This window comes from Lentzea guizhouensis (assembly GCF_001701025.1).
Lineage (GTDB): Bacteria > Actinomycetota > Actinomycetes > Mycobacteriales > Pseudonocardiaceae > Lentzea > Lentzea guizhouensis.
On the sequence record NZ_CP016793.1, the window covers coordinates 1,065,006 to 1,084,029 of the forward strand.

Here is a 19,024-nt window from a genome sequence, read left to right on the forward strand (position 1 = left end):
GTGCTGAGGAACGGGAGGTCAGCGACCGGAAGGCGGCGAGCGGTCCCGCTGCGGGGTCCAGCGAACGCTTTCGGGCGTGCGGTGCACGCGGCGGGTGAACGCGACGAGGTAGCGCACCGGCAGTGCGGGCTTCGCGACCGGCGGCAGGTCCGCGGGCAGCTGGGCCAGCGGCACCTGGGCGGCCTGCTGGTTGTGCGGCTTGGGAGCGGCGCCCGGCAGGTTCGCGACGTGGTGGGCGTGGCCGACGACAGCGCCCTCGGTCACCGGTGGCGACGCGGGTGCGGAGACCACGAACAGCTGTCCGAGGAACAGCATGATCGCGAGCGCGACCGCGTTGCGCCGCATCACCGCTTCCTGCCTCCCCCGACGTACACGAGCGCGCCGCCGACGACAGCGCACAACCAGGAAAGCACAAGAGGCTGCATCGTGGTGGCGCCGAACAGCAACGCGACCGTCCACCCGGCGAGCAGCGCGGCCGACGCGCCGAGCAGCGACACGGTCACGGCGAGCTTGCGCAGGTGCCACAGCGCCTTGAACGGGCGCAGCCGCAGCCCGACCACCACGCAGCCCAGCACCAGCGCCGAGGTCAGGAACGCCAGGTAGGGCGTGGGCCGGGGCATGCCGGCGAGCAACGCCAGCAACCCGCCGCCGACCAGCAGCAACGACAGCGTGCGCAGCGACTGCCACACCTGCGCCTTGTTCAGCTGCGCGGGCGGCTTGGCGCCGCGGCGGCGTTGCACGGTCACCAGGTTCGCCTGGGAGTCGGCATCGGAGGGGTCGAGCTTGATCGCCTGGCGGTAGGCGTGCTCGGCGGTGCCCCAGTCGCGCATCCGCAGGGCCGCGTCACCGAGCACCTGGAACGCGCGGGCCTCGGAGGGGGCGAGCTGGGAGGCGTGCAGCGCGGCGTCGAACGCCTCCACCGCGCCGTCCTGGACGTCCGCCAGCACCTCGGCCAGCACGACGTACCCGCGCCAGTCGCCGGGTTTCTGCCGCACGGCCTCCCGCGCCGCGACCGCGGCTTCCGGGTGCCGGCCGAGGTCGCTCAACGCCAGCGCGCCAGCCGCTGCGACCAGGCCCGTTCCCGTCGAGCACCATCGCGCGCTTGGCCGAGTCGAGTGCCGCGTCCGGTTCGCGCAGGTCGAGGTGGGCGGCGGCGAGCCGGCACCACGCCTCGGCGTGCCGAGGGTGCGCCGCCACCAGGGGTCGCAGCAGGTCGATCGCCTGCCGCGGCTTCCCCGAGGCGGTGAGCTCAGCGGCGCGCAACAGCACCGCGGTCGTCGGCTCGGACACGCCCATCAGTGTGACAGCGAAGCCGCCGACCTCGAACGGGTGACCGTGGTCCGACCGGAGTGTGTGCCACGGATTCAGCCTAGTTGAGTACGTCTGACTCAACTTGATGGCAGAGTTTTCGGCCAGCGACACCCTGGCGACGCGGCGCAGGGCGCCGAGTCGGTGCTCGCCGGGCTCACCCGTCGGGCTCGCGGCGGGCTTGGGCCTGATGGCGGTCACCGGCTTCCGGGTGATCTACGTGCTGATCGCCGTGCTGATCGCCGTGCTGTGCGCCGTCGCCGCGGTGTGGACGCGCGGGGGCCGGGTGCGCCGCTTCACTGCGCACGAGGCCCCCGCGCGACCGGCGGCCGGCCAGATGGAGTGACGGGCCGCGATCCCTGCTACAACCCCTGCAACGACGGATCGCGGCCGATGAGTCCCGCCTGTGACGAAAGTTGCGCAGCTCACCCGGCGAGCGCGCACCGGTTCACGCGAGCAGCCCGGCCTCGTGCAGGTGGGCGAAGATGACGCGGGTGACCGGCGAGACCCGGTCCGCGTCGGTCGTGGTGAGCCACGCCAGTTCTGCGATCTCGCTCGCCGGCGCCGGCTCTCCGGCGAAAGCCGCCGTGTAACAGGTCATCCGCACGGTCTCCCCCTCGGCGCGACCGTGCGCCTGAGCCTCGAACACGCCGACGAACAGCGCGGTGGAGGCGTCGATCTCGACCGACAGCTCCTCGCGGATCTCGCGCACGAGCGTGTCGACGTCCGTCTCGCCCGGCTCACGCTTGCCGCCGGGCACGTAGTAGGTGTCCTTGCCTTGCGAACGCGCGCAGAGCACACGTCCGTCCTGCACATGCAGCCACGCCACCTTGTCGATCACATGGCCGACCCTAAGCGGACGCCAGCTCCTTCACCACGCGGTGCGCGTCGGCCAGCGACTCCACGGCCAGCTCGCGGAACTGGTGCATCTGCGGCACCACGTCCGCCAGCGTCAGCTCGGCGTGCACGAAATCCAGGTCGCGGTCCAGTCCGATCATCGACAGCACCGCCCGCAGGTACGGCTCCTGGAAGTCGAAGCCCTCCCGCGGCGTGCCCGGCTTGTACGAGCCGCCGCGCGCGGTCACCACGACCACCCGCTTCTCCCCCAACGGCCACGTGCCGTCCTCGCGGGCGAAGAACTCGGACGTCGCGACCTGGTCGATCCACGCCTTCAACGTCGACGGGATCGAGAAGTTGTACATCGGCGCGCCGACCAGCAGCACGTCGGCGGCCTTGAGCTCGGCGGTCAGCTCGGCGGCGATGGCCTGTTCGGTGCCGTCCTTGTGCGGCACGGGCGTGGCGTGCAGGTCGCGGTAGACGTAGCCGCCCTCCGGGTTGACCTCGCGCCAGTTGTCGGCGAAGGCCCTGGTGATCTCGCGGGTCACGGACCCGTCGTAGCGGATGCTCGAGTCGAGGTGCAGCAGAGTGGTCATGCCAAGAACATACGAGTGAAGAACTTCCGCGTCAAGATGTTCCGAGCCGAGAACATCTCTTCCGGGAGGTAGGATGGGACACATGCAGGAGCAGCCGGAGCTCATCGCCGCGTGTGCGGAGAAGTGGGATTTCAACTGGTTGCTGCACCGTGCCGCCCAACGCGTCGGCGCCGCGTTCGCCGAGGAGATCCAGAACTTCGGCATCTCCCTGCGCGGCCAGCTGATCCTGCAGGCGCTCGCGACCGAGGAGGCCCAGCGCACGCAGCTGGCGCTCGGCGCCATGCTCGGCCTGGACAAGACGACGCTGACCAGCGAGCTCGACAAGCTGGAGCGGGCGGAGCTGCTCGTGCGCGTGCCCGACCCGAACGACCGCAGGGTGCGCAAGCCGGTGATCACCGACAAGGGCCGGGCGCTGCAGAAGGAGGCCGGGGACGCGCTGGCCGAGGTCGAGCGCAGGTTCCAGGCCCGGTTCTCCGCACGCGAGATGGAGACCATCCGCAAGGCCCTGCAGGACCTCTCGCGCGGCGAGGGTCCCGTGCACGGCTCGTGCATCTAGCCGAGTTGGCGGTAGTTGTCCGCCGCTCGGCGGCGGGTTGGTGGTACTTGCAGATGCCGGTGGGTCAGGCCAGAACCGACGATCACAATGCGTTGCGGTTCCGCCATTTTCACCCCATCAGGTGACCGACTCTCTTCTCCCGTGCGACGCTGTCCGCAGCTCGGCGCGGTCGCTCGGCGGAGAACCGGGAATCTCCGTCATGACCGACGGTCACGCACGTCTCATTGACGCGAGTGCCGGAGACCATCCGGGCCGGCGTCGGATGAGCTGGAGGAAGAAACCCGTGGGAGCCAAAGAGGAGTGGCAGGTGAGCTGCCGCGACATCGCTTCGCGCCGACGGGACATGACGGTGTTCGTCAGCCAGGGGCACATCGTGATCAACGTGCCGCCGGGCGAAGCCGCCGTGTTGACACCACTGGAGGTCGGCCGGCTGCGGGCCGCCCTGCGCGAGGCGGTCGTGGCCGCGTCCAACGTCGAGCTGTGATCGCGGCCACACCGTTACCTACTCGCAAGTAGGTAACTGGCAGAGTGGGGTGCATGCTGACCCGCGTGCTGCTGACCCTGGTCAAGGCAGGAGTGATCCGGCCGCTGGGCCCGCGCGGGCTCGCCGCGACCGCGTCCGGGTACCTGCACTGGAACATCACGCTCGCGTGGGGGTACCAGACCGGAGCGGGCCGCCACCCCGAGCGGGCGGCGATCATCGACGACGACGGGGTGCTCACCTACGCCGAGGTGGACGAGCGCACCAGCCGGCTCGCGCACGCCTTCCGCGCCGGGGAACGCATCGGGCTGCTCTGCCGCAACCACCGCGGGTTCATCGAGACGCTCACCGCGTGCACGAAGATCGGCGCCGACGCCGTCCTGCTCAACACCGGACTCAGCCAGGGCCAGCTCGCCCAGGTCGCGCAGGACCAGGAGATCGACAGGTTCGTCGCCGACCGCGAGTTCGCCGACCTGCTGCCGGACCGGCCCGTGATCTTCACCGACGGGCTCGAGTCGCTGGTGCTCAACGGGCCGGACAAGCCGCTCCCCCGCCGTCCCCCGCGCGGCCGGCTGATCATCCTCACCTCCGGCACCACCGGCACTCCCAAGGGCGCCAGGCGACCGGAACCCGCGAGCCTCGCCCCCGCCGCCGCGCTGCTGTCGCGGATCCCGCTCAAGCACGGCGACGTCATCTCGATCACCTCACCGCTGTTCCACGCCTGGGGCCTCGCCGCGTTCCAGCTCGGGCTGGTCCTCGGCGCCACCCTCGTGCTGCGCCGCCGGTTCGACCCCGAGCAGGCACTGCGCGACGCCGAGCAGTGCACCGCGATGTTCGTCGTTCCCGTGATGCTGCAACGGATGCTGGAGACCCCGCTGCGGCCGAAGCTGCGGATCATCGCCTCCAGCGGCTCCTCGCTGCCGCCGAAGGTCGCCACCCGCACGCTGGAGGAGTTCGGTCCCGTGCTCTACAACCTCTACGGCTCAACGGAAGTGAGCTGGGCGAGCATCGCGACGCCGGAGGAGATGATCCAGGACCCCGGCACCGCGGGCACACCACCGCTCGGCACCCGGCTGGCCATTGTGGACGACGCCGGCAAGCCGGTGGCACCCGGCGAGACCGGCCGGATCTTCGTGGGCAACGAGATGCTGTTCGACGGCTACACCAACGGCACCAGCAAGGAGTCGTTGGACGGCCTGATGGCGACCGGCGACCTCGGCTACCTCCGCAACGGCCTGCTGTTCGTGGCCGGCCGCGACGACGAGATGATCGTCTCCGGCGGCGAGAACGTCTACCCGCGCGAGGTCGAGGACCTGCTCTCCCAACTGGACGGCGTCACCGAGGTCGCGGTGCTCGGCGTCGAGGACGAGCAGTTCGGCCAGCGCCTCGTCGCGTACATGGTGGGCGACGAATCCCTGACCGCCGACCAGGTGCGCGACCACGTGAAGGCGAACCTGGCCCGGTTCTCCGTTCCGCGCGATGTTTTCTTCGTCAACGAGCTGCCCCGCAACGCGGCCGGAAAAGTGCTCAAACGGCAACTGCGCGAAAACGGTTAGGCTCGGCCCCCGGAAGAGGGGGCTAGAGATCAATGACGGTTCCCGGCCGGACCGCCGACCCGCGGTCCAACGCTGTGCACAACCTGCGCGAGGCCCGCATCGCGCTCGACGAGGGCAGGCCGGGCGAGGCACTGGAGTTCGCGGAGAAGGCCGTCGCCGCGTTCGCCTGGCTGGACGACGTCGAAGGGGTCGCGGAGGGCGTGCTCGCCCAGTCCGTGGCGCTGGGCAAGCGCGGTCTGTGGCCCAGCGCGCTCGACACCATCGACCGGGTGCAGGAGATCGCGGCGGCGAACCGCCACATCGGACTGCAGGCGCGGTGCAGCTTCTCCCGTGCCGTGGTGGAGCTGCGACTCGACTCGCGGGAACGCAGCTTCAACTCGTTCGCCCGCGCGCTGGGCCTGGCCGAGCTCACCGGCGACAACGAGCTGATCGGCTCGGTGCTGTTCGAGCAGGCGCGGGTGATGCGCGTGCAGTACCACGAGCACTGCATGATCCGCACCGAGGAGAGCCGCTGCAGCCTCGACGGCGAACCGTGCGTGCGCAAGCTCCGGCGCGCGGAAGCCTTGTGCGCCCAGGTGCGCGACCGCTGGAAGCAGGTCGGCGACCCGGTGCGGATGGCGATGGTCAACGTCCTGCTGACACACGTGCGCATCGATCTGGGCGAACTTGACCGCGCGCACCGCAGCTGGCAGCGCGCTGACCAGTTGCTTGCCGGAAGGAACCGCCCGGTGGCGCGGGCGGAGGCGTTGATGGCGCGGGCCAGGCTGAGCGGGGCACGGGGCCGCCACCCGGAGCAGATCACCCAGTTGACGCAGGCCGCCGAACTGGCCATGAGCTGTCTCGCCCGCGAGGTCGCGGTGCACGCGCACCAGCAGCTGAGCGAGGCGTGGGAGCGGACGGGCGACTTCGAACGGGCGCTGCGGCACGCGCGGCTGCAGCTGGAGCAGTACCGGCTGTGGGAGCTGCAGGAAGGCCGCGACCTGTTGCGGATGCGCGAGCACGACCTGTCGTCACGGCTCGTGGAACAGTTGGCGCACAGGCGTTTCGAGCCCAAGCGCGAGGACGCGGTGGTGCGCGTGCCGCACACCGGGGAGCTGCGGGAGACCGGTACCGCCGAGCACACGAACACCCGGATCGCCAGGGCGTTGCGGGCCGGGCTGACCAAGCGCGGCATCGAGGTGCTGCGGCTCGTGGCGGCGGGAGCGAGCACCGCGATGATCGCCGAGTCGCTCGGGCTGTCACCGAAAACCGTGCAGAACCACCTGCAGCGGATCTACTCGACACTTGACGTCAACGGCCGCTCCGGCGCGGTCGTGTGGTGGATGAGCTTGACCGACTCGTAGGCATCCATTGTCAATCAATTGACAGATGATCCGTCCGGCGTGTGCCTCGATCGCCCGTTCGGCCGCTTGTCGTTGACGGGGTGGTTGTGGATTTCGGGTGATTTACCCACGTCGCCGTGTCTGAATTAGGTGATGTGACGGGTAACTGGTCTGTGTCATGCTCCGTTAACAAGGTGTCCAGAACGCGGGTGAGGGGCGGTCATGACCGGGCAATGCGGCCCGCGCTCAGTGCTTGCGGAGCGCGATGCGGGCCACGTCGCGCCACAGGAGCGGGTCGACGCCCTCGGGGTTGATGTGCTCCAGCAGCGCGGCCAGCGCCGTGCGCGCGCCCGTGCCGCCCTCCTGGTCGACCTCGTCGGCGGCGCGCACGAGCAGGAGGTGGCACCGCAGCTGCTGTTCGGCGTCGAGCCGGCCGGTCGCGAGCGCCTCCTCGGCGAGCACGCGCGCCCTGTCCACCTCGCCGTCGCGCAACGCGAGCTCGGCACGCAACGCCCTGGCGTGCGCGAGCAGCCCGTCCGGCCGGCGCATCGCGGCGACCGCCGTCTCCACGGCGTCCAGCAGGGCGACGACGTCGTCGAGGTTCGCACCGGGCGTGCGCAACCCGATGGACGCGCCGGCGAGCCGCACCCGGCACCGGTACTCGGGATCCCCGTCGAAGTCGTCGAGCAGCGCGACGGCCTCGCGGATGCAGTGCGCGGCCTCGGTCCGGTCGCCCAGCCGGTCGGCCACCTTGGCGCGCACCCACCACGTCGAGATGGCGAGCCGGTCGCGGCCGAGTTCGGGCAGCCGCGCGGAGAGCTGGTCCACGACCTGTTCGGCGTCGGCGAGACGGCCGGCGGCGGACAGCTCGGCGCACAACGCGATCAGCGCGCGGGTGTTGACCCGGCGCACCCGGTCGCCGTCACCACCGGCCAGCTCGACGGCCTCGGTCGCCGCCCGCACGGATTCGGCCGTCCGGCCGAGGCGCCGCAACGCCGCGGCGCGCAGGATCTCCACCAACGCGTCCACCGCCGGACCTGGAGACCACGACTTGCGCAGCTTCGCCGCCGCCAGCAGCAGACCCTCGCGGTCGCGCTGCCTGGCCAGCATCACGAGCCTGGTCCAGCGCACGCACCAGCCGAACATCTCCTCGTCCGACCGCTTTCCCAGCGCCTCCAGCAGGTCGACGGCCGTCACCAGGTCCCCGTCGTGGTAGGCGAGCAGCGCCTCGCACCACGCCAGCGCCTCGTCCTGCATCGCGGTGCGGTCCTCGTCGACCATCAGCTCGGTGGGGTCGACGCCGAGCACCTCGGCGAGCCTGCGCACGACAGCGGGCGAGGGCACCCGTTCGCCGGACTCCAGTCTCGACACGTAGCTCATGGAGACGCCGGGGCACGCGAGGTCCTTTTGGGACAAACCGCGCTGCAGCCGGACCGCCCGCAGGCGCGCGCCGAACCTCGTCAACGACTTCCTGCCCTCATCCACGGCCGCCACCTATCGGAACGGAGCACCTCAATGAAGTTGAACACTATCGCTCGAACCATCGCCGCCGTGATGCTCAGTTTGGGCGCCATCGCGGCGGTGAGCGCGACGGCGGCGGCCGACCCGGCCGAGCAGTTCACGCCGCCGTACAGCGTCACGCGCTGACGCTCGCACCGGTCCGTTCCGGCCGGTCCTGCCTCCCTCGCACGCAGGACCGGCCGGCCCCGGACACACCAATTGACACACCTGGCCACACCACCGGGTGGCGGTGGTGCACAGTTGTGGGGTGACTCTGCAACTGCGCGCGCCACGTCACCAGGTCAGCCCGAAGTCCGTCCTGCTGTGGACGATGCAGGCCGCCGTGTTCTGGCTGGTGCTGTTCATCCCGCAGCTCGTCGTGTTCCTGCTGGTGGACTCCCCGCCCACGTGGGAGCTGGCACTGCTGGTCGCGACCGGCGTCGTCGGCGTCGTGCACACCGCGGTCGAACCGAGCTGGCGCTACCGCGTGCACCGCTGGGAGACGACCTCGGACGCGGTCTACACGCTGTCGGGCTGGCTGAACCAGGAGTGGCGGGTCGCCCCGGTCTCGCGCATCCAGACCGTCGACACCAAGCGCGGACCGTTCCAGCAGCTGCTCGGCCTGGCCACGGTGACCGTCACGACGGCGTCCGCGGCGGGTCCGGTGGAGATCGAGGGCCTGGACCACGAGACCGCGCGCCGGCTCGTGGAGGAGCTCACCACGACCACGCAGGCCACCCCGGGTGATGCCACGTGACCACGCCGGCGAACCTGCCCGCCGACCTGCCCCCGGCACCGGAGCTCACCGAGCCGCTCGCGCAGTGGCACCGGCTGCACGTGCGGATGCTCATCGTGCGGCCGCTCAACGAGAGCATCGCGATGCTGGTGCCGATCTTCGTGCTGCTCTTCACCGGTGACGGCGAGAAGTGGCGGCTCATCGCGAGCGGCGCGACGGTCGGCGCGATCCTCGTGTTCAGCTTCCTGCTCTGGCGCACCACGAAGTACCGCATCACCGACGACCAGGTGGAGCTGCACACCGGTCTGCTGACCCGCAAACAGCTCTCCGTGCCCCGCGATCGCATCAGGACGGTCGACCTCACCTCCAAGCCCGGCCACCGGGTGTTCGGGCTGTCGGCGGTGCGGATCGGCACCGGGCAGCAGGACGTGCCCGGCACCGACGGGCTGACGCTCGACGCGGTGACGTCGGAGGAGGCCGAACGGCTGCGCGTGCTGTTGCTGCAGAAGACCGTCCAGCCGCAGTGGACCGGCGGCGAGGCGGTGGAAGCGGCACCGCCCGCGCCGTCCGAGATGATCTCGCAGCTCGACCTGAAGTGGCTGAAGTTCGCGCCGCTGTCGTTGTCGGGGCTGGTCGCGATCGGCGCGGTGTTCGGCGTGCTGTCGAACTACGCCGACGACCTCGGTCTCGACGTCGTGCACGACCTGTGGGGCTGGCTGTTCGACCACCCGAGCTTCTCGCTCATCGGCGGGTTCGTGGTGGCGCTGGTGGTGCTGGGGCTCGTGCTCTCGGTGCCGCTGTACGTCCTGCAGTTCTGGAACTACCGGCTGACTCGTGAGCCGGACGGGACCCTGCGCGTGCAACGGGGTCTGCTCACCACCCGGTCGGTGTCGGTCGAGGAACAACGGCTGCGCGGCGTCGACATCCAGGAACCGCTGCTGGTGCGCGCGGGCAAGGGCGCGAAAGCCGTTGCGGTGACGACGGGTCTGGGTTCGAAGGGCGAGAGCAACCTGCTGCTGCCGCCCGCACCGCTCGCGGTCGCGCACCAGGTGTCGCGCGACGTGCTGCGGGTCGAGGACGACCCGACGACGCGGAAGCTGCGCAGGCACCCGTTCGCCGCGTTGCGCCGCAGCCTGTTCCGCCACATCGTGCCGTGGGTCGTGATCGCGGTCGCGCTGGCGATCTGGGCGCCGTCGTGGGCGTGGCCGATCCCCGCCTTGATCCTGCCGTTCTCCGCCTTGGTCGGCTGGGACAACTACCGCTCGCTCGGCAACGCGCTCGACCCGCGCTATCTGGTGACCCGCAACGGTTCCCTGGTGCGCAGCACGGTCGCCCTGCAGCGCACCGGCATCATCGGCTGGCGCATCCAGCGGTCGTTCTTCCAGCGCCGCAGCGGTCTGCTGACCGTCGGCGCGACGACGGCCGCCGGTGCGGGCATCTACCGCGTGACCGACGTCGGCGAGTCCGAGGGGCTGGCGCTGGCCGACGAGGCCGTGCCGGACCTGCTGCGGCCGTTCCTGGTCACCGACGGCGGATGACCGCCGAGTCCCCGGCACCCTCGAGGTCGTGGTGCGGGGCTGGCCGGTGCAGCTGCCGACCGGGCACAGCAGGGTCGTGCTGACCGGGTTGTTGTTGCGCGCCAAGGAGATCGTGCCCGCACTTCGTCGGCGGGGCGGCCGAGATCACGACCGTCGTGGCTGTGCGCGACCGGCTTCAGGCCGTGCGGAACGTCTGGCGGTAGGCGCTCGGCGACACCCCGATCGACGCCGCGAGCTGTTGCCGCAGCGCCGCCCCGGTGCCGAACCCGGCGTGCGCGGCGACCTGGTCGACCGGCAGGTCGGTGGACTCCAGCAGGTGCCTGGCCCGGTCGACGCGCTGCTGGGTCAGCCACTGGCCGGGTGACATGCCGGTCTCCGCGCGGAACCGGCGGGTGAACGTGCGCACGCTCATCCGCGCCTGCCCGGCCATCGCGGCGAGGTCGAGCGGTTCTTGGAGCCGTTCCAAGGCCCACTCGCGGGCCAGTGCGGTGGAGGTGTCCGGGTAGCTCGGCACCGGGCGGTCGACGAACTGGGACTGGCCGCCCTGCCGCCACGCCGGGACGACGCAGTAGCGGGCGACCCAGTTCGCCACCTCGCTGCCGTGGTCGGACCTGATGACGTGCAGGCACAGGTCGATGCCCGCGGCGACCCCCGCCGAGGTCAGCACGTCGCCGTCGTCGACGAACAGCACGTCCGGGTTGAGCCGCACCTCCGGGTAGAGCGCGCGGAACTGGTCGGTGGTGCGCCAGTGCGTGGTCGCGGGCCTGCCGTCGAGCAGGCCCGCGGCGGCGAGCACGAACGCGCCGGTGCAGATCGACATGATCCTCCGCGCCCCGGTCGTGGTCAGCGCCTCCTGGACGGCGGGTTCGAGCCAGCCCTCCCGTGCGGGCTGGTAGTGCGTGCCGGGAACGAGCACGGTGTCCGCGTCACGCAGCACCTCCAGGCCGTGCTCGGGCGCGATGGTGAAGCCGCCGCTGGTGGGGATCGGGCGGCGGTCCGGCGAGCAGACGACCACCTCGTAGCGGTCCGCGAGCCGGGCGAACATGTGCGTCGAGGTGCCGATGTCGAACGCCACCGACTGCTCCAGCGCGAGGACGGCGATCCGGTGCATGGCCCGATTCTTTCACATGTTGGCCATCGGGCCACTGGTCGGCTGCTCGGTGATCACCGAACCTTGTCCGCGTGAGACTGCATTGGGCTTGGGTTGTCGCAGGTGTGTCGTTCGTCGCGCTGGTCGGCGCCGCGTCGTTCCGCGCGGCTCCTGGTGCGTTGATCGAGCCGTTGCGGAGCGAGTTCGGCTGGTCGACCGGCACGATCTCGCTCGCGATCTCGATCAACCTGTTGCTGTACGGGCTGACCGCGCCGTTCGCGGCCGCGTTGATGGACAAGTTCGGCGTGCGGGTCGTGGTCACCTACGCGTTGACGATGGTCGCCATCGGCAGCGGCCTCACGGTGTTCATGACGGCGTCGTGGCAGCTCGTGCTGCTGTGGGGTGTCGTCGTCGGGCTCGGCACGGGGTCGATGGCGCTGGCGTTCGTCGCGACGATCACCGGACGCTGGTTCGTGCGGCACCGCGGCCTGGTCACGGGCGTGCTGACGGCGGGTGGCGCGGCGGGACAGCTGGTGTTCCTGCCGACGGTGGCGTGGCTGGCCGAGGAGTACGGCTGGCGGCCGGCGTCGCTGGTGATCTGCATCGCGGCGCTGGCGGTCGTGCCGTTCGCGGCGTTCTTCCTGCGCGAGTACCCGCGCGACGTGGGCCTGCTGCCGCTCGGCGCGACCGAGGACACTCCCCCGCCGCCCGGTGGCGGTGCGGCCAAGCGTGCGCTGAGCGCGTTGACCTCGGCCGCCAGGACGCGGCCGTTCTGGTTGCTGGCCGGTGGTTTCGCGATCTGCGGGGCGTCCACGAACGGTCTGGTGGGCACGCACTTCATCCCCGCCGCGCACGACCACGGCATGCCGACGACGACCGCGGCCGGGCTGCTGGCGCTGGTCGGCGTGTTCGACATCGTGGGCACGATCGTGTCCGGGTGGCTGACCGACAAGGTCGACTCGCGGATGCTGCTGGCGGCGTACTACGCGTTGCGCGGCCTGTCGCTGATGCTGCTGCCGCAGCTGTTCGGCGAGTCGGCGCACCCGTCGATGCTGGTGTTCATCATCTTCTACGGCCTGGACTGGGTCGCGACCGTGCCGCCGACCGTGGCGCTGTGCCGCCAGTACTTCGGCGTCTCCGGGCCGGTCGTGTTCGGCTGGGTGTTCGCCTCGCACCAGGTCGGCGCGGCCCTCGCGGCGTCGGCGGCCGGGCTCACCCGCGACCACCTGGGCAGCTACGACCTGGCCTGGTACGTCGCGGGCGCGCTCTGCATCGGTGCCGCGGTGCTCTCAGCGTCGCTTGCGCGAGGTCCCGAAGATGCCGCGCGTGATCTCACGCGCCAGGGCGCTGCCCGCTGACCGCAGGAAGGACTTCACGGCGCTGTTGCCGAGGACCTTCTCGACGAGCCCCGGTTCCTCCTTCTCCTGATGTCGGGGTTCCGGGGCTTGTTCCTGGTGCGGTGGCGCGACCTTCCGCATCAGCTGCTCGTAGGCCGACTCGCGGTCGACGGTCTCGGTGTACTTGCCGTGCAGCTCGCTTTGCGCGGCCGCTTGCTTGATCGCGTCGGTGCCGATGGTGTCCATCAACGAACGCGGCGCCCGCAGCCGGGTCCACGCGACCGGGGTCGGGGCGCCCTTCTCGCTGAGGACCGTGATGATCGCCTCACCGGTGCCGAGCGACGTGAGCGCCTTCTCCAGGTCGTAGTGCGGTGTGGTCGGGTACGTCTTCACCGTGCGTGCCAACGCTTTTTGGTCATCCGGTGTGAAAGCGCGCAAAGCGTGCTGAACGCGCGCGCCGAGTTGCGACAGCACGTCGTTGGGGATGTCGGTCGGCAGCTGCGTGCAGAAGAAGACGCCGATCCCCTTGGACCGGATGAGCTTCACGGTCTGGGTGATCTGGTCGAGGAAGGCCTTCGAGGCGTTCGCGAACAGCAGGTGCGCCTCGTCGAAGAAGAAGACGAGCTTGGGCTTCTCGACGTCACCCTCCTCCGGCAGCGTCTCGAAGAGCTCGGCCAGCAACCACATCAGGAACGTGGAGAACAACGCCGGGTTGCCCTGCAGCTCGGCCAGTTCGAGCAGGCTGATGACACCCCTGCCGTCGCGCTCGCGCATCAGGTCGGCCGGGTCGAGCTCCGGCTCACCGAAGAACCGGTCACCGCCCTGCGCCTCCAGGTTCACCAGCGCCCGCAGGATCACGCCCGCGGTCGCGCCGGAGACCCCGCCGATGCCCTTGAGGTCGGCCTTGCCCTCGTCGCTGGTGAGGTGCTGGATGACGCTGCGCAGGTCCTTCGTGTCGAGCAGCGGCAGGCCCTTCGAGTCGGCCCAGTGGAAGATCAGGCCGAGCGTCGACTCCTGGGTGTCGTTCAGGCCGAGGACCTTCGACAGCAGGATCGGGCCGAAGCTCGTGACGGTTGCCCGCAGGGGCACGCCGATGCCGCCGGTGCCGATCGAGAGGAACTGGGTCGGGTACGCCCGCGGCTGCCAGTCGTCGCCGGTGTCGGCGGCTCGGGTCTTCGTCCGCTCGCTGGCCTCGCCCTGCTGCGACAGACCGGACAGATCGCCCTTCACGTCCGCCATCAGCACCGGCACGCCGTTGTCGGAGAGCTGCTCGGCCAGCAGCTGGAGCGTCTTGGTCTTGCCGGTTCCCGTTGCGCCCGCGACAAGTCCGTGCCGGTTGACCATGGCCAGCGGGATGCGGACGCGGGCGGTCGGCTCCACCTGACCGCCGACCAGCACGGCGCCCAGTTCAACGGCCGCGCTCGCGGAGGCATACCCAGCAGCGATGTCAGACTGAGCCGTCATGCACGAGGAGCGTAACCAGGTTGCTGCACGCCGCCACTCGAAGTTGACGCTCCGCGCAGTAATGTTCGGGGCGTGATGGATCGTCTGGTGTGGATCGACTGTGAGATGACCGGACTCGACCTGGGCAAGGACGCTCTGATCGAGATCGCGGCACTGGTCACGGACGCCGAGCTGAACGTGCTCGGCGACGGTGTGGACATCGTGATCCACGCTTCCGACGAAGTGCTCGCCTCGATGCCGGAAGTCGTCATGGAGATGCACGCCAAGTCGGGGCTGACCGAGGAGGTCCGCGCGTCCGCGGTGTCCCTGGAGGAGGCCGAGGCCGCCGTGCTGGCCTACATCAAGGAGTGGGTGCCCGACCCGCGCACCGCACCGCTGGCCGGCAACTCGATCGCCACCGACCGCGGCTTCATCGCCCGCGACATGCCGGCGCTGGACGCGCACCTGCACTACCGGATGGTCGACGTGTCGTCGATCAAGGAGCTGTGCCGGCGCTGGTACCCGCGCATCTACTACGCGCAGCCGGGCAAGGGGCTCGCGCACCGTGCGTTGGCGGACATCGTCGAGTCGATCCGGGAGCTCGCGTACTACCGGCGCACGGCGTTCGTGCCGCAGCCGGGGCCGACGTCCGAACAGGCCCAGGCCGTGGCCGCTGAGCTGCTCAAGGACGTCAAGTGACCCCCTGATTTCAATATCGGTGGCTACCGTTGCTATGCTTTCCAGGCCGGTCAACGACCGGTGATGGTGGGTGTAGCTCAGCCGGTAGAGCACTGGGTTGTGATCCCAGGTGTCGCGGGTTCAAGTCCCGTCACTCACCCTTTGTCGAAAGGCCTCCGCACTCGCGGGGGCCTTTCTGCACGTTCTGGGAGAAGTTCATGACCACGCTCGTCGCGAAGGACCTCGCCGCAGGTCACGGGGACCGCGTCCTGTTCTCCGGCCTCGACCTCGTGGTCGCGCCCGGTGATGTGATCGGGCTCGTCGGCGTGAACGGCGCCGGCAAGTCGACGTTGTTGAAGACGCTGGCGGGCCTCATCCCCGCCGAGTCGGGTCGCGTGTCGTTGAACCCGCCCTCGGCCAACGTCGGGCACCTGTCCCAGGAGCCGGAACGCCTCGAAGGCGAGACCGTGCGGGACTTCCTGGCCCGCCGGACCGGTGTCGCGGCCGCGCAGGCCGAGCTGGACAGCGCCACCGAGGCGTTGACCGCCGGCAACGACGAGGGCTACTCGGACGCGTTGGACCGCTGGCTCGCTCTCGGTGGCGCGGACCTGGAGGAACGTGCGGCGGAGGTCGTGGCCGACATCGGGCTGACCGTGGGCCTGGACGCCTTGATGACCTCGCTGTCCGGCGGCCAGGCGGCACGGGCGGGCATGGCGTCGTTGCTGCTGAGCCGCTATGACGTGTTCCTGCTGGACGAGCCGACCAACGACCTGGACCTCGACGGCCTGGACCGGCTGGAGAAGTTCGTCACAGGCCTGCGCGCGGCCACGGTCCTCGTCTCGCACGACCGCGAGTTCCTGGCCCGCACGGTGACCAGCGTGCTGGAGCTCGACCTGCACCAGAACCAGGTGCGGTTGTACGGCGGCGGCTACGAGTCGTACCTCGAAGAACGCGCGCGGGCCCGGCAGCACGCCCGTGACGACTACGAGGAGTTCGCCGACACCAAGGCGTCCCTGGAGGCGCGTGGGCGGATGCAGCGCGCGTGGATGGACAAGGGCGTGAAGAACGCCCGGCGCAAGGCGGGCGACAACGACAAGAACGCCCGCAAGTTCCGTGCCGACGCGACCGAGAAGCAGGCGTCGAAGGCCCGCCAGACCGACCGGATGATCGAACGGCTGGACGTCGTCGAGGAGCCGCGCAAGGAGTGGGAGCTGCGGATGGAGATCGCCGCCGCCCCTCGTTCCGGCGCGGTGGTGGCGTCGCTGCGGGCAGCGGTCGTCTCCCGCGGTTCGTTCACGCTCGGCCCGGTGGACCTGCAGGTCGACTGGGCGGACCGGGTGGCGATCACCGGCGCGAACGGCGCGGGCAAGTCGACGCTGCTGGCCGCGCTGCTCGGCCGGGCTCCCCTGTCCTCCGGCTACGCGACGCTGGGCTCCGGTGTCGTGGTCGGCGAGGTGGACCAGGCCCGCGGGCTGTTCCTGGGCGACCTGCCGATCGTGGACGCGTTCCAGGACGCCGTGCCGGACATGACACCCGCCGACGTGCGGACGTTGCTGGCGAAGTTCGGCCTGAAGGCCGCCCACGTGCTGCGCCCGGCGGCGTCCCTGTCCCCCGGCGAACGGACCCGCGCGGCGCTCGCGTTGCTGCAGGGCCGCGGGGTGAACCTGCTGGTGCTCGACGAGCCGACCAACCACCTCGACCTGGCCGCGATCGAGCAGCTGGAGCAGGCGCTGGAGACCTACACCGGCACGCTGCTGCTGGTGACGCACGACCGGCGGATGCTGGAGGCCGTGCAGGTGAACCGCCGCCTGGTCGTGGCCGACGGCCAGGTCACGGTCCACTGAGGACAACGAAAAAGGGCCGCACCCTGAGCGGGTGCGGCCCTTTTTGGTTGCTTGCTAACGGTTGCCCTTGACCCAGGTCTCCCACGGCACCTGCCAGTCGCCGAAGCCGTCCCACGGCTCGAGCGCCGGGCCGCCGGAGTTGCGGACGATCACGACGTCACCCTGCTTGCTGTTGTCGAACACCCACTTGGCGTTCTCCGGCGAGAGGTTGAGGCAGCCGTGGCTCACGTTGCGGCGGCCCTGGTCACCGATGGACCACGGGGCGCCGTGGAAGAAGATGCCGCTGTTGGACATCCGGTAGGCCCAGTCGACCGGGGTGCGGTAGCCGCCGTTCTCCAGCGCCAGCCCGTACGTGGTCGAGTCCATGATCATGTGCGAGTGCTTCTCCATCAGCACGTACGTGCCGACGGGCGTGGCGTCGGCCGGCTTGCCCATGGAGGTCGGCATGGTGCGCACGACCTGGCCGTTGACCTTCGTCACGACCTGGTGCGTCTGCCCGTCGGCCTCGTGGATCACCGCGTCGCCGACGGTGGTCTTGATGATGCGGTCTTCCTGGCCGTAGATGCCGTCACCGACGTGCTTGCCGTAGACCTTGACGTGCATCGTGATCTTCGTTCCGGCCGCCCAGAACTCCTTGGGCCGCCAGTGCACTTCCTTCTTGTTGAACCAGTAGAAAGCGCCTTCCACCTTGGGCTCGGTGGTGATCTCCAGCATCGACTCGGCCGCGACCTTGTCGGCCACCGGCTCGTCGAAGTAGAACGCGAGCGGCTGCCCGACGCCGATCGTGGTGCCGTCCATGGGATTCGTCGACACATAGGTCAGCGTGCGCGGCTTGACCGTGGTGAACGACGACGTCTTGGTCTGCGTCTTGCCGTCCTCACCCGTCGCCGTGGCGGTGAGCTTGTAGGCCTTCGAGTACCCGAGCGGCTCGATGTTGTTCCACTGCGTGCCCTCGGCGTTGAGCTTCCCCTCGACCACCTTGCCGTCGGCGTTCGTCAGCTTCACCTCGGTGAGCTTCCCGTCCGCCGCCGTCGCGATCACCGGCAACCCCGGCGACACGTCCGCCGCACCGTCGTTCAACGCCAGCGTCAGCGTGACGGGCTTGGGCGGAGGAGGAGCCGTCGACGAGGGCGTACCAGCACCCGATCCCCCCGCGTCGCCCCCAGAACAACCTGCGATCAGCATCACAGCGATCCCCGCTGCGACCACCCCACGACCGCGCCTGCCCCACATCCCCATCGACGCACTTCCGATCTGCTTGTCGCCACTCCCGAGACTGCCTGCGCGCATGGCGTTCGGCGTCCCCCGAACAGGTGACGCCATCACGCGCGGTGAAGTTGCCCGAGTGGCCGGATCGTTACGTGTCCGATGAACCCCCGAACAGCCGCTTGACCAGCCGATTGGGAGCGCGGCGAACCGCTGTGCTAACGTTCTGCACGTCGGAACGAGCAAGCCTCCGGCACACAAACAAGCGCCGCTAGCTCAGTTGGTTAGAGCAGCTGACTCTTAATCAGCGGGTCCGGGGTTCGAGTCCCTGGCGGCGTACTTCAGAGAAGCGGGTGGAGATTAGTCTCCACCCGCTTCTCTGCTTTTCGCCAATAGTCTGTCGCCGGGCCGAAATGAACGCCGGACCCGCTTTCCGGCGGATCCTGCGTGGCTCACTTCCGGCTCGTCACGTGTTGCCGGCGAAGTGGTAGCACGTCGCGGTGTCGCCGAGCACCACCCCGAACCGGACGTCGCATGCGATCTGGTGCCCGTCGAGCCGACGGCCGCTACAGCTCCGGCAGCGTTTCACCCGGCTCCGGCGCACGGCGGTGATCGAGCCAGAACCCGTACCCGCGCAAGTAGTCGTGCAAGCCGTCATCGAGATGGCCGGCGTACTCCAGCAGCCCCCGCGCGTTCTCCTGCTCATCCTCGCGTTCGCCGGAACACGATCTCAGAGCCGTAGTCGTCGTAGACGATGTGATGCGGCGCGATCTGGCGTCCCATCCAGCAGGTGTCGGTGTCCGCGCCGTAGAACGGGCCCGGCACGTTGCGCCAGTCCCGCTGTTCCCACTTGCCGAGCAGGTACACCGGCTCGCCCAGCAGCCTGTCACCGTCGTGGTCGGCGACGGGCAGGTCCGCGGAGGCGGCCACGGTCGGCATCGGGTCCCAATACACGCTGCCACGCTGACAAGCCAGGTCTGATAATCTGACTACGGA

20 protein-coding genes, 2 tRNA genes and 1 pseudogene are annotated in these 19,024 nt (G+C 70.0%); 13 read left to right on the forward strand and 10 right to left on the reverse strand.

Annotated features, from left to right (window positions below):
- Window positions 1–18: 18 nt before the first annotated feature.
- From BBK82_RS05470 to BBK82_RS53755, 3 genes and pseudogenes are all read right to left on the reverse strand, one after another.
- Window positions 19–345: a hypothetical protein gene (locus BBK82_RS05470; RefSeq protein ID WP_154697093.1), complete on the reverse strand. Its 327-nt coding sequence runs from the start codon at window positions 343–345 to the stop codon at window positions 19–21.
- Window positions 345–1,046 (reverse strand): tetratricopeptide repeat protein, encoded by a 702-nt coding sequence (locus BBK82_RS05475; protein WP_237048036.1) that lies wholly within the window; start codon window positions 1,044–1,046, stop codon window positions 345–347. Before BBK82_RS05475 ends, BBK82_RS05470 begins: the two co-directional genes overlap by 1 nt.
- Before the next feature lie 124 nt (window positions 1,047–1,170).
- Window positions 1,171–1,296, reverse strand: a pseudogene (locus BBK82_RS53755) (tetratricopeptide repeat protein); the annotation flags it as partial.
- Window positions 1,297–1,396: 100 nt separating this feature from the next.
- On the opposite strand from BBK82_RS53755, the gene BBK82_RS49785 reads away from it, so the two are divergent.
- Window positions 1,397–1,654: a hypothetical protein gene (locus BBK82_RS49785; protein ID WP_154697094.1), complete on the forward strand. Its 258-nt coding sequence runs from the start codon at window positions 1,397–1,399 to the stop codon at window positions 1,652–1,654.
- Between the two features lie 102 nt (window positions 1,655–1,756).
- Here the strand turns inward: BBK82_RS49785 and BBK82_RS05480 are convergent, their stop codons facing one another.
- Window positions 1,757–2,149, reverse strand: a complete 393-nt coding sequence (locus tag BBK82_RS05480) for an NUDIX hydrolase (RefSeq protein ID WP_065914022.1) — start codon at window positions 2,147–2,149, stop codon at window positions 1,757–1,759.
- 10 nt (window positions 2,150–2,159) lie between these two features.
- The gene (locus BBK82_RS05485) at window positions 2,160–2,741 is read right to left on the reverse strand and encodes an FMN-dependent NADH-azoreductase (RefSeq protein WP_065914023.1); all 582 of its coding nucleotides are present in this window, start codon (window positions 2,739–2,741) and stop codon (window positions 2,160–2,162) included.
- Window positions 2,742–2,823: 82 nt separating this feature from the next.
- Between BBK82_RS05485 and BBK82_RS05490 the strand changes: the two genes are divergently transcribed.
- From BBK82_RS05490 to BBK82_RS52650, 4 genes are all read left to right on the forward strand, one after another.
- On the forward strand, window positions 2,824–3,297 hold the full coding sequence (locus tag BBK82_RS05490) for a MarR family winged helix-turn-helix transcriptional regulator (protein WP_083267805.1): 474 nt from the start codon (window positions 2,824–2,826) through the stop codon (window positions 3,295–3,297).
- Between the two features lie 283 nt (window positions 3,298–3,580).
- Window positions 3,581–3,781: a hypothetical protein gene (locus tag BBK82_RS05495; protein WP_065914025.1), complete on the forward strand. Its 201-nt coding sequence runs from the start codon at window positions 3,581–3,583 to the stop codon at window positions 3,779–3,781.
- A 53-nt stretch (window positions 3,782–3,834) separates the two neighbouring features.
- Window positions 3,835–5,334 carry an AMP-binding protein gene (locus BBK82_RS05500; RefSeq protein ID WP_065914026.1) on the forward strand — a complete coding sequence of 500 codons (1,500 nt, stop codon included), beginning with the start codon at window positions 3,835–3,837 and terminating at the stop codon, window positions 5,332–5,334.
- A gap of 32 nt (window positions 5,335–5,366) precedes the next feature.
- Window positions 5,367–6,677, forward strand: coding sequence for a helix-turn-helix domain-containing protein (locus tag BBK82_RS52650; protein WP_065914027.1), 1,311 nt, complete (start codon window positions 5,367–5,369; stop codon window positions 6,675–6,677).
- A 225-nt stretch (window positions 6,678–6,902) separates the two neighbouring features.
- Here BBK82_RS52650 and BBK82_RS05510 read toward each other — a convergent pair whose 3' ends face one another.
- Entirely contained in the window at window positions 6,903–8,141 is a 1,239-nt protein-coding gene (locus BBK82_RS05510) for a helix-turn-helix domain-containing protein (protein WP_170067872.1), read from the reverse strand.
- Between the two features lie 30 nt (window positions 8,142–8,171).
- On the opposite strand from BBK82_RS05510, the gene BBK82_RS55710 reads away from it, so the two are divergent.
- From BBK82_RS55710 to BBK82_RS05520, 3 genes are all read left to right on the forward strand, one after another.
- Window positions 8,172–8,303 (forward strand): hypothetical protein, encoded by a 132-nt coding sequence (locus BBK82_RS55710; protein WP_257785432.1) that lies wholly within the window; start codon window positions 8,172–8,174, stop codon window positions 8,301–8,303.
- Between the two features lie 127 nt (window positions 8,304–8,430).
- Window positions 8,431–8,913 carry a PH domain-containing protein gene (locus BBK82_RS05515; protein WP_472368447.1) on the forward strand — a complete coding sequence of 161 codons (483 nt, stop codon included), beginning with the start codon at window positions 8,431–8,433 and terminating at the stop codon, window positions 8,911–8,913.
- Window positions 8,910–10,430 carry a PH domain-containing protein gene (locus BBK82_RS05520; RefSeq protein WP_065914029.1) on the forward strand — a complete coding sequence of 507 codons (1,521 nt, stop codon included), beginning with the start codon at window positions 8,910–8,912 and terminating at the stop codon, window positions 10,428–10,430. Before BBK82_RS05515 ends, BBK82_RS05520 begins: the two co-directional genes overlap by 4 nt.
- A gap of 175 nt (window positions 10,431–10,605) precedes the next feature.
- Here BBK82_RS05520 and BBK82_RS05525 read toward each other — a convergent pair whose 3' ends face one another.
- Entirely contained in the window at window positions 10,606–11,541 is a 936-nt protein-coding gene (locus BBK82_RS05525; protein WP_065914030.1) for a GlxA family transcriptional regulator, read from the reverse strand.
- A 71-nt stretch (window positions 11,542–11,612) separates the two neighbouring features.
- Here BBK82_RS05525 and BBK82_RS05530 point away from each other — a divergent pair, with 71 nt between their 5' ends.
- Window positions 11,613–12,878 (forward strand): MFS transporter, encoded by a 1,266-nt coding sequence (locus BBK82_RS05530; RefSeq protein ID WP_065914031.1) that lies wholly within the window; start codon window positions 11,613–11,615, stop codon window positions 12,876–12,878.
- On the opposite strand, the gene BBK82_RS05535 is transcribed toward BBK82_RS05530, so the two are convergent.
- The gene (locus tag BBK82_RS05535; RefSeq protein WP_065914032.1) at window positions 12,810–14,321 is read right to left on the reverse strand and encodes a helicase HerA-like domain-containing protein; all 1,512 of its coding nucleotides are present in this window, start codon (window positions 14,319–14,321) and stop codon (window positions 12,810–12,812) included. The genes BBK82_RS05530 and BBK82_RS05535 overlap by 69 nt on opposite strands.
- A gap of 72 nt (window positions 14,322–14,393) precedes the next feature.
- Between BBK82_RS05535 and orn the strand changes: the two genes are divergently transcribed.
- From orn to BBK82_RS05550, 3 genes are all read left to right on the forward strand, one after another.
- Complete coding sequence (gene orn / locus BBK82_RS05540; RefSeq protein ID WP_065914033.1) at window positions 14,394–14,999, forward strand: oligoribonuclease; 606 nt, start codon at window positions 14,394–14,396, stop codon at window positions 14,997–14,999.
- Window positions 15,000–15,065: 66 nt separating this feature from the next.
- Window positions 15,066–15,138 (forward strand) — tRNA-His (locus BBK82_RS05545).
- Between the two features lie 58 nt (window positions 15,139–15,196).
- On the forward strand, window positions 15,197–16,822 hold the full coding sequence (locus BBK82_RS05550) for an ABC-F family ATP-binding cassette domain-containing protein (protein ID WP_065914034.1): 1,626 nt from the start codon (window positions 15,197–15,199) through the stop codon (window positions 16,820–16,822).
- Window positions 16,823–16,876: 54 nt separating this feature from the next.
- Here the strand turns inward: BBK82_RS05550 and BBK82_RS05555 are convergent, their stop codons facing one another.
- On the reverse strand, window positions 16,877–18,007 hold the full coding sequence (locus tag BBK82_RS05555; RefSeq protein WP_237048037.1) for a L,D-transpeptidase: 1,131 nt from the start codon (window positions 18,005–18,007) through the stop codon (window positions 16,877–16,879).
- Window positions 18,008–18,293: 286 nt separating this feature from the next.
- Here BBK82_RS05555 and BBK82_RS05560 point away from each other — a divergent pair.
- Window positions 18,294–18,367: transfer RNA gene (locus BBK82_RS05560), tRNA-Lys, on the forward strand.
- Between the two features lie 363 nt (window positions 18,368–18,730).
- Here the strand turns inward: BBK82_RS05560 and BBK82_RS52655 are convergent.
- Window positions 18,731–18,982 (reverse strand): hypothetical protein, encoded by a 252-nt coding sequence (locus BBK82_RS52655; RefSeq protein WP_218920581.1) that lies wholly within the window; start codon window positions 18,980–18,982, stop codon window positions 18,731–18,733.
- Window positions 18,983–19,024: the final 42 nt, after the last annotated feature.